The 9,063-nt window shown below is 68.4% G+C and carries 11 protein-coding genes; 5 read left to right on the top strand and 6 right to left on the bottom strand.

From position 1 onward, the window contains the following. Positions 1–28: 28 nt before the first annotated feature. Both Q8W67_RS22730 and Q8W67_RS22735 read right to left on the bottom strand, forming a co-directional pair. The gene (locus Q8W67_RS22730) at positions 29–1,105 is read right to left on the bottom strand and encodes an acyltransferase (RefSeq protein ID WP_305550054.1); all 1,077 of its coding nucleotides are present in this window, start codon (positions 1,103–1,105) and stop codon (positions 29–31) included. 435 nt (positions 1,106–1,540) lie between these two features. Further along, entirely contained in the window at positions 1,541–1,693 is a 153-nt protein-coding gene (locus Q8W67_RS22735) for a hypothetical protein (protein ID WP_305550055.1), read from the bottom strand. Positions 1,694–1,931: 238 nt separating this feature from the next. Between Q8W67_RS22735 and Q8W67_RS22740 the strand changes: the two genes are divergently transcribed. Together Q8W67_RS22740 and Q8W67_RS22745 are read left to right on the top strand one after the other, a co-directional pair. Further along, a complete protein-coding gene (locus Q8W67_RS22740; protein ID WP_305550056.1) occupies positions 1,932–2,669 on the top strand; it encodes a sugar transferase in 738 nt (245 codons plus the stop codon). A 167-nt stretch (positions 2,670–2,836) separates the two neighbouring features. Further along, complete coding sequence (locus tag Q8W67_RS22745) at positions 2,837–3,055, top strand: hypothetical protein (RefSeq protein ID WP_305550057.1); 219 nt, start codon at positions 2,837–2,839, stop codon at positions 3,053–3,055. A 336-nt stretch (positions 3,056–3,391) separates the two neighbouring features. Here the strand turns inward: Q8W67_RS22745 and Q8W67_RS22750 are convergent, their stop codons facing one another. Next, positions 3,392–4,228 (bottom strand): family 16 glycosylhydrolase, encoded by an 837-nt coding sequence (locus tag Q8W67_RS22750; protein WP_305550058.1) that lies wholly within the window; start codon positions 4,226–4,228, stop codon positions 3,392–3,394. 310 nt (positions 4,229–4,538) lie between these two features. On the opposite strand from Q8W67_RS22750, the gene Q8W67_RS22755 reads away from it, so the two are divergent. After that, positions 4,539–5,522 carry a glycosyltransferase gene (locus tag Q8W67_RS22755; protein WP_305550059.1) on the top strand — a complete coding sequence of 328 codons (984 nt, stop codon included), beginning with the start codon at positions 4,539–4,541 and terminating at the stop codon, positions 5,520–5,522. Positions 5,523–5,545: 23 nt separating this feature from the next. On the opposite strand, the gene Q8W67_RS22760 is transcribed toward Q8W67_RS22755, so the two are convergent. Then, the gene (locus Q8W67_RS22760; RefSeq protein WP_305550060.1) at positions 5,546–5,881 is read right to left on the bottom strand and encodes a hypothetical protein; all 336 of its coding nucleotides are present in this window, start codon (positions 5,879–5,881) and stop codon (positions 5,546–5,548) included. 144 nt (positions 5,882–6,025) lie between these two features. Then, positions 6,026–6,331, bottom strand: a complete 306-nt coding sequence (locus Q8W67_RS22765; RefSeq protein ID WP_305550061.1) for a hypothetical protein — start codon at positions 6,329–6,331, stop codon at positions 6,026–6,028. A 460-nt stretch (positions 6,332–6,791) separates the two neighbouring features. Between Q8W67_RS22765 and Q8W67_RS22770 the strand changes: the two genes are divergently transcribed. Then, positions 6,792–6,926, top strand: a complete 135-nt coding sequence (locus Q8W67_RS22770; protein WP_305550062.1) for a hypothetical protein — start codon at positions 6,792–6,794, stop codon at positions 6,924–6,926. A 184-nt stretch (positions 6,927–7,110) separates the two neighbouring features. On the opposite strand, the gene Q8W67_RS22775 is transcribed toward Q8W67_RS22770, so the two are convergent. Then, the gene (locus tag Q8W67_RS22775; RefSeq protein ID WP_305550063.1) at positions 7,111–7,332 is read right to left on the bottom strand and encodes a hypothetical protein; all 222 of its coding nucleotides are present in this window, start codon (positions 7,330–7,332) and stop codon (positions 7,111–7,113) included. 472 nt (positions 7,333–7,804) lie between these two features. Between Q8W67_RS22775 and Q8W67_RS22780 the strand changes: the two genes are divergently transcribed. Then, a partial coding sequence (locus tag Q8W67_RS22780) for a UDP-glucose/GDP-mannose dehydrogenase family protein (protein WP_305550064.1) occupies positions 7,805–9,063 on the top strand: 1,259 nt, incomplete at its 3' end.

The following is a 9,063-nucleotide window of genomic DNA, read 5'->3' on the forward strand; positions in this document are numbered from 1 at the left end:
GGATCCCGGGCCGCGACGGCCTTTTCGCCTACGGATTGATCAATGCGGACGCCCGACCGGCCGCGGGGGGCGCCCGCAGGATCCTGCGGGCGGGTGATTCCAGCAGCCGCCACGAGGCTTCCGCCAGCAGCAGGGTCAGCAGGAGGTCCAGCGTCAGGGCGACGAGGCGCGGCGTGGCGAGGTGAACGCCCACGGCCGACAGCAGCCGCTCCGCATGGATCGGCACGTGGAACAGGTAGGCGCCGTAGCTGATCACGCCGATCCTGCGCAGCCACGCGGTGTCCAGCAGCCCGACCGCCCGGCTGCTCTGGGCCTGGAAGACCTGCACGAGCAGCAGCGCCGCCAGAACCCCGCTGAGCCGCCCGACGATCAGCCACCGGCCGCTATTCCCGGCCACGATCGGCAGCGCCAGGAACAGGATCAGCGCGCCGGCCATGGCGGCGTCGCTCCTGAGCCAAGCCGGCAGCGGCTTCGTGCGCAACCCGGCCAAGCCCCCGAGCGCGATCAGCCCGAGATTGACGACGGTATCGACGTCGAAGCTCACCAGCCACGCGCCCACCGCCCATAAGGCGCCATGCATCACGATGCTGGTGCAGACGAGCGCCCCGCAGAGCGCGCCGAGGTGCCGCCGCGGCAGGAACAGCGCAGCCGGCGCGAACATCAGGTAGAATTGCTGCTCGACAGCCAGGCTCCACAGGTGGCCGAGTTCCGTCCCCCAGCCGTTCCATTCGATGTAGACATTCGTGACGTAGAGCCAGGTCGAGAGCCGGAAGGATTCGTCACCCAGGCTCAATGGGCTGCCAAGCCGGGTCGTGTAGAGCACGAACAGGAAGACGTAGTAGACGGGACCGATGCGGGCGATCCTCTTCCGGTAGAACAATCCCAGGCTGGTCGCCGGGGTCGCCCTGCCGGCCTCCACGCGGTCGCGGGCCGCCGCGAGGATGCGGACGATCAGGAAGCCGCTCAGCACGAAGAAGAGCCAGACGCCGGTGCTGCCGAGGGCCTCCGTTCGCGGGCTCGGCGCCTTATGGCTGACGAAGACCATCAGGAAGGCCAAGGCCCGCAGGCCGTCGAAGCCGATGATGCGGCGCTCTGAAGGGTCCACGGCACGCCTCGTCCGATGCTGGAGCCCGCCGGCACCGGCACGCGCCGGAGAGCCGCGGCGCCGCCGCCGTCCTGTCGTGCTCGCGCGGGTGCAGGCGGGGCGGTCCGGGCTGCCGGTGTAGGCCCGTCGCGTGCGCGGCCGCCGTACCTCGATCGAACTAGGCGGGCTCGTCCAAATAATTACCGTGCCGCTGTATAAGCTGGCCGGGATTTTTGGTTTAGGGCTGTTTATCAGTATCGATGCCGGAACTGATGGGGCTAGCTGGTTCAATCGCGCGTGGAACACTGATGTGAAGGGTCATCGCTCATCTGCGCTGGTCGCCGGCCGATTCGATCGCGCGCGGCGGCCGCTGCCGCCGCCCGTCCCGAGACATCGGCCTACGGCGCCCTCGGTGGCTGGGCGCTCCCGACGGCCGGCATGCGGTTGGCCTACCCCTCATCGGCGTACGCTGAACAGGACGGCCGCGAGCACGGCGAGCGCCGCGGTGGCCTGGGCCGCGAGCAGTGCGGCGAGCCAGCCATGCAGTAGGCCCGCGGCGAAGCCGACGGCGCCTCCGATCAGGGCGGCGAAAACCAATACGACCAGCAATTACTTATCTCCACCGATGATTCGCCGGTCGTATTGCCGTCTAGTATCTCGATTACTCGGAAGTTGCGGTGTTTCGAAGCATTCGATTGTCAAGCATTTGCCCCATCCCGGCGCCATCGAATCCGGCCGCGGTGACGCTGCCGGAGGCCACCGGACGCTCGTCCTTCGCAAAGCCCGGGTTTCGATCGCGTTTAGCACTGTCTCATCCAAGTCTCGCACCGAGTGAGGAGCCGCCATCATGTTGCGCCCGGTTGGGACCCCGAGCACCGTCACGCCTGCGTCGCCGCAGCATATGGTCGAGACGATCAACGAAGCGTTGGTCAAGACTCTGCCGGCTGCATCGCCCGCCCGTCCCGGGCTGCGGCTCGGCTGGGCGGCCAAGCGCATGCTCGATACCGCGGTCGCCTTGACAGCCCTGTGTCTGCTGCTGCCGCTGCTTCTGTTCATCGCCCTGCTGATCTGGGGCAGCGACGGCCACCCCCCGATCTTCCGCCACACGCGCCTCGGCCGGCATGGGCGCGCCTTCGGGTGCCTGAAATTCCGGTCCATGGTGGCCGATGGCGACGCGATACTGGCCCGGCATCTCGCGGCGAACGCCGAGGCGCGGGCCGAGTGGGAGGCGACGCACAAGCTGACCCAGGATCCCCGGGTGACGGCGTTGGGCCAGGTGCTGCGCAGGACCTCGCTCGATGAGCTGCCGCAGCTCTGGAACGTGCTGCGGGGGGAGATGAGCCTGGTCGGGCCCCGGCCGATCGTTCAGGCCGAGGTCGTCCGCTACGGGGCGGCCTTCACGACCTGCTTCTCCGTCCCGCCGGGATTGACCGGCCTGTGGCAGGTCTCGGGCCGCAGCGACACGGGCTACGCGGAGCGCGTGGCCCTGGACTGCGCGTATGTCAGCCAGTGGACGCTATCGCGCGACCTCGGCATCCTGATCCGGACCGTGCCGGCCGTGCTGAGCCAGCGCGGCAGCCGCTAACGCGCCGCCGCAGTGGAAGCCGGTTCGGTGAGACAGAGCGTGCCGGTGCGACGACCTGGAGCCGTGCCGGGAGGCGGCCCTGGACCCCCGACCCGCCTGTGCTCGTCCCGGGGACTCACGGCGATCCGCGCTCGAAACGGCCGCGGCCTGCGCCGATGAAGGGCCTGATGCTGAACGCCCTGCTCGGACTGATGCTGGGGCGCTTCGCCCCGGTCTGGTTCCTGCTGGTCTTCGTGCCGATCGTGGCGGCCGAGGTCGCCTACGGCTACTGGATCTATCATCTCGGCGCCGGCGCGTGCCTGAGGCGGGGGGCGGCGCTGCTGGTCTGTGGCCAGCTGGCCTTTCTCCTGGGCGCGCTGATGCGTCCGATGCGCGGCGAGCGATGATCCCGCCGGCGCGTCGATCGCCCCGGGCTTGCAAGACGGAACGCCGATGGGGCGCGAGCGGGGGCGAGCGCCGCCGGCAGCCGTCAGGCCTGACCCTCGGGAGCCAGCGGCGCCTCCCGGCACAGGCGCCAGAACTCCACGAGACCGACGGCATAGGCCGCGATGAGAAGACTGAACCCGGACATCCTGTGGCTCCGCAGATACCTCGGAGCAGGATCTGACGTAAAATTGGTTAACGTTTCGTTATCTTTTCGAAGTTCTCCGGCGAAAGACGCCTTGAATCCAGTCGATCCCTGCCGGGCGACAATCGATCGGATCGTGAGCGGCGGATGCCTGCTAACGGCAGGCGATCGAGCCCTTGAAGCCGCAGGGATCGCCCAACTTGGTGAACGCGACGCGCTCGAACGCGGCAGTGATCGGCCGTCCCGGATAATTGGCCGGCCCGAGCCACGATTCGAAATCCTGGCCCTGGCCGCTCCAGATGCTGAGGATGATCTTGCTCGGATGCGAGGGGATCGGGCGATCAGGCGCGGCGCGCACCTCGCGCAACAGGCGGCCGTTGACGGACCAGCGGATGCGGTCGGGCAGCCATTCCAGCGCATAGTCGGCCATCGTCGTTGAGGCGTCGAAGCCGAGGCTCTCGAAGCTCTCGTGCTGGCCGGTGCCGGAGGTGAAGTAGTTGAGCTGGACGCCCCGGGTGTCCTTGCCGAGGAACTCGAAATCGATCTCGTCGTTCGTCCGGCGATCCCCGTCCTCGGGCCCGTTGTAGGTGAAGAACGCCGAGACGAGGCCGGAGGCCGCGCCCGCCCGCATGCGGACCTCGTAGGTGCCGTAGCCGTAGCGCTCCTTGGTCTGGATTTCGGCGCAGCTGAAGGCGCGGTCCTTGTAGGCGATGTCGGACAGGGTGAGCGTGAGTTCCCCGGGCGCCGCGATCTGGACGCGCTGCCGTGACCACGTGCATTTCTGGTGCGCGCCGTTGGCCCAGCCGTCGGACACGTACCAGCGGTGCTCGCCGAGACTGCCGAAGGTCTCGACGAACGAGCCGCCGCTCCGGGTGGCCGCCGCGGGTGCAGACGAGGGCGAGAGGCCGTCGCCGGCTTCGAGCGGCGAAGCCGGGAGGAGGAGTGCCGTCGCCAGGCAAGCGCCGCGGATCGGGCCGGTCCGTCTCGTCATGCTCACATCCTCATCTGTCGCCAATGCGAGCCACGGCGCTCCGAGACGGCTCGGAGGCGTCAGCCGGAGCGCGCAGCGCCTGCACGAGCGGCGCACTGCGGGCGAAGCGTAGGCGCGATCGCGCGACAGGGCGGTGATCTTTCGGACGAGCGGATCCGGCGCCGTGACCCTCCTTTTGGACGATGGCGCGCCCCGAGCAGGTGCGGCCTACCGTCCGGCATGGTCGCCCGGCACGCGGAATCGACCGGAGGAACTGCGGAGTCGTCCGTTGCGAAGCGTCCAGGCCCCACCCGTCGGACCGGATGTCTGTGTGATCATCGCGGCCCGGAATGCCGAAGCCACCATCGCGACCGCAGTCGCCTCGGCCCTCCGTCAGCCGGAGGTCGCGGAGGTCATTGTCGTCGACGACGCCTCCGAGGACCGGACCAGCGCGGCGGCCGAAGCCGCCGGCGACGGTTCGGGCCGGCTGAAGCTCCTGCGCCTGACGCGCAATGCCGGGCCCGCGGCGGCGCGCAACGCCGCCCTCGCGGCCGCGACGTCTCCGCTGCTCTGCATCCTCGACGCCGACGATTACTTTCTGGACGGGCGCCTGGGGCGCCTCCTGGCCGCGCCCCGCACCTGGGACCTGATCGCCGACGACATCGTCATGGTCCGCGGCAGCGCCGCGGCCGCGGCCGCCGGCTTGGTGACCGGGCCCGGCCAGCCGCAGCGGCTCTCGCTCGCAGCCTTCGTCTCCGGCAACATCGGACGCGCGGGCGCACACCGGCGGGAGCTCGGGTTCCTCAAGCCGATCATGCGGCGGGCGTTCCTGCAGCGCCGGGGCCTTCGCTACAATGAGTGCTTGCGGCTGGGCGAGGATTACGCCCTCTACGTCGAGGCGCTGGCGGCGGGAGCCGTGTTCGTCGTGACGGCGCCCTGCGGCTACGTGGCGATCGAGCGATCGGACTCGCTGAGCGCGCAGCATCGCACGGAGGATCTCGGGGCGATCGTGGCGTTCGACGAGGGGATGCTCGCCCGGTCGGGCCTCGAGCCGGGCGCGCGGCACGCCCTGCGAGCCCATCGCGATGCCACGATGCGGAAATGGCAGCACCGGCGCGTCCTCGACCGCCGGCGCACGCACGGCTACGCGGCCGCGCTCGGCGAACTCCTCCATGCCCCGCGAGCGTGGCGGCACATCGCGTCCGAGACGCTGAAGGCCAAGGCCACGCGGCTCCTCCCGACCCGCCTCCCCGACGAGGAGCCCGGACCGCGCCTGCTTCTCGGACAGGTGCAAAGCCTGCGGCCGGCGCGCTGACCGGGAGCGCCGTGCCGGCATCGTCAGTGCTCGCGTTCGTCGTTGCGCGTCCGTACGGCCGACACGTCCGATCGGACCTCGTCCAGCGCGCAGCGGACACGCTCGAGCGCGGTCGAGAACATCTCGATGGTCTGCGGGTCGCTGGTCTGCGTCGCCTCGGAATGACGGAAGCTATCCAGCAGGTACGGCATCATCTTGCCGTGCAACGCCATGTATGCGCCGGGACTCGAAAGTTCATAGACAATTGCCAGGGCGTGATAGGCCCGGACCAGAACCTCGAGCGCAACATCCGCACTATGCGCAACCCGTTCGCAATCATCGCTGATTTTCATTGCGCTTGTAAACTTGTTATCGCTCATTAAGCGCGTAACATGTTCCGTTAAGACTGTCGATGTATCCAGTCCTGGTCATCGCCGCGGCCGGATCGCCGGGCGACATTTATCGGGCATTCATGGCTCATCTGCAACAGTCGCGCTTTTGCGTATGCGGATCGCAGTAAAGCCCTAAGCCTGCCTCTGACGCGACGGTCGGATCATCGTGGCGATCTTGTTCTCCACCTCGACCAGGACGCCGTTCACAAGTTGAGCCGCTCCCTCGACCGTGCCCGCGGCAAGGGTTCCACTTCTGCTCGTTTCCTCAATGATACGGAAGTTGTCTTCGACGAACGAACGAATCTTTTGTTGGACGTCGTCGAACTCTCCCGGATGGGCCGTTTCATAGAGGAGCGCCAAAGCAAGATAGGCGCGTCCGACCATGTCGAGCGCCAAACTTGCGCTCACTTCGCTGGTTTCGCTTTCACGCGGCGACACGGCAGCTGAGTTCCCATTCGAGCTCTATATTGAATATTTATCACGATATATACTGATAGCAATCAACAAAGTTGGTTATCCTGGGCTTTTCCCGTCAAGTTTGGGCGCTTGTACCGACGACCATTCCGCATGCGGGGACCTTCTTCCGGAGGCTGTCTCGGCCTCGGCCGTTCCGCGCGCCTTCGGAAGCGGCGGAGCTCACGCATTACGGAGCCGGCAGAGCAGGGTTGTCCGGCGGAGCGCCGGACAGGATCGCGACAGGCCGTACCGGCCGAGCGCCACGTTGCCGGCGCTCAGCGTGCGACCGGACGGATTTGCCGGGTGACGGTTCAGCGCGGTGCAGGAGGGGCGCCGGACCCTCAACCCGCGTTCAGGAGGCGCTCGCCTCGCCCCGCTGGGATCTCATCCGGTCTCGCCGGAGACCGGATCCGACTCGCAACTTGAGCGCCAGGATCCGGTTGTGCCGCGCCATCTCGAGGAGCGCTTCGGCGGCGCCGCGATCACCGAGGCCCATCAGGGCATGTGCGGCGCGCGCCATATCGGTCGCCGTCGCATCCGCGAGCAAAGCGGCCGGCACATCATTCGAGGGCGATGAGATCGTTCTGGCCATGGCTGCCACTGGTCACCGGCTGGCCTGATCCTCAGGATGAGAGGTTAACACGACGTTAAGGCCGGCTGTCAGGGCCGGGGGCCGTAAGGTTCGGCGGCCTCCGGAGCCCGCGTGCCGCGGCTTGAGCGCGGATGGCGAGAGGCGGCCCCGTCCGCAGCGGAGATCCGCGTCATTTCCGGATGGGTAGGCGTCCCACGAGCCAGCCGGCGGAGTCCCGGACGAGCAGCGTCCACGGCTTCTCGCGATGGTCCTCGGCGATCTCGTCGGCCATCTCGGCGATCACGCTGCGGGCTTCCTGGAGGGCCTCTTCGAGGTTGGCGGCCTCGACGCCCTCCGGGTCGCGGATCATCGTCTCGGCATTCGCGAGCTCGAAGTAGAAGCGTGTGGCCAAATGAAATCTCCCCGACCAAATGCCCCGAGGGAATCCGGCCCTGCCATCGCGGCAGCCTAAAATATCCGAGTTTTGGTAATAAGCGGAGCGAAAAGGCATTAGTTATGAGGCCGGATCGACTGAGGCATTGCCCGTGGAAAATCTAAGAGGCGCGCAAGGTAAGCCAAGTGAGGTATCGTCGATCCTCCCTCGGGGCGGGACGGCGACCGGAGCCGCGGCGTGCCGCTTGGCGATCTGGAATGCGGTGTCGGGAGGCGCGCGGGCGGGGATGCCCGGCCGGAGCGGCGGAGCCGCGGCGTTCGGGGCGTCCTCGCTTCCGGGCAGGCGAACCGGATCACCGGAAATCCGCCGAACGCGGGCGGTCGCCGTACCCCGTCCCGCTACCGCGAATACGCCTTAGATATGATGCGTTCCCTCGGTGCCGTCGACGTAGAGCGGGGCCTGCAGGCGCTCGCTTCGCGACGAGGATTCCATGAACATCACGATGGTCGGGTCGGGCTATGTCGGCCTGGTTTCCGGGGCGTGCCTGGCGGATTTCGGCCACAGCGTTGTCTGCATCGACCGCGACCCGGACAAGATCGCGAGCCTGAACGCCGGCCGCATGCCGATCTACGAGCCCGGGCTGGACGCGCTGGTGTCCGAGAACGTCCGCCAGGGCCGGCTGGGCTTCGGCTCGAGCCTGCGGGAGGCGGTGGCGGGGGCCGACGCGGTTTTCATCGCGGTGGGCACGCCCTCGCGCCGGGGCGACGGCTTCGCCGACCTGAGCTTCGTGTTCGAGGCCGCCCGGGCGATCGCGGGAGCGCTGTCGGGCTTCACCGTGGTGGTGACCAAGTCGACGGTGCCGGTGGGCACCGGCGACGAGGTCGAGCGCATCATCCGCGAGGCCGCCCCCGGGGCGGATGTCGCCGTGGTCTCGAACCCGGAATTCCTGCGCGAGGGCGCGGCGATCGCCGACTTCAAGCGTCCCGACCGCATCGTGGTCGGCGCCGAGGATGCCCGGGCCGAGGCGGTGATGCGCGAGGTCTACCGGCCGCTCTACCTCAACGCCGCGCCGATCCTGGTGACGCGGCGTCGCACCGCGGAGCTGACCAAGTACGCCGCCAATGCGTTCCTGGCCGCCAAGATCACCTTCATCAACGAGATCGCGGATTTGTGCGAGGCGGTCGGTGCCGACGTGCAGCAGGTCGCCCGCGGCATCGGGCTCGACAACCGGATCGGCACCAAGTTCCTGCATGCGGGGCCGGGCTATGGCGGCTCGTGCTTCCCGAAGGATACCCTCGCCCTGGTCAAGACCGCTCAGGATGCCGGGGCGCCGCTGCGGCTGGTCGAGACCGTGGTGGCGGTCAACGACCAGCGCAAGCGCGCCATGGCCCGCAAGGTGATCAAGGCCTGCGGCGGCAGCGTCCGGGGCCGGACCGTCGCGCTGCTCGGCCTGACCTTCAAGCCCGACACCGACGACATGCGCGAGGCGCCCTCGCTGGCGATCGTGGCCGGCCTGCAGGATGCCGGCGCCACGGTGCGCGCCTATGATCCCGAGGGGATGGAGCAGGCGCGCGCGCTGATGCCGTCTGTGGAATACGCCGAGAACCCGTACGCCTGCGCCGAGGGCGCGGACGCGCTGGTGATCGTGACCGAGTGGAACGCCTTCCGGGCGCTCGATCTGGACCGGCTGCGCCAGGCCATGGCGCCATCCGGGGCCGCGCCCGTGCTGATCGACCTGCGCAACATCTA

The organism is Methylobacterium sp. NEAU K (assembly GCF_030700285.1).
GTDB lineage: Bacteria > Pseudomonadota > Alphaproteobacteria > Rhizobiales > Beijerinckiaceae > Methylobacterium.

Excerpts from the sequence above, each read along its gene's own strand:
- Q8W67_RS22740 (WP_305550056.1), top strand. The coding sequence starts at position 1,932 with ATGTTGCGCCCGGTTGGGACCCCGAGCACCGTCACGCCTGCGTCGCCG.
- Q8W67_RS22745 (WP_305550057.1), top strand. The coding sequence starts at position 2,837 with ATGCTGAACGCCCTGCTCGGACTGATGCTGGGGCGCTTCGCCCCGGTC.
- Q8W67_RS22750 (WP_305550058.1), bottom strand. The coding sequence starts at position 4,228 with ATGACGAGACGGACCGGCCCGATCCGCGGCGCTTGCCTGGCGACGGCA.
- Q8W67_RS22760 (WP_305550060.1), bottom strand. The coding sequence starts at position 5,881 with ATGAGCGATAACAAGTTTACAAGCGCAATGAAAATCAGCGATGATTGC.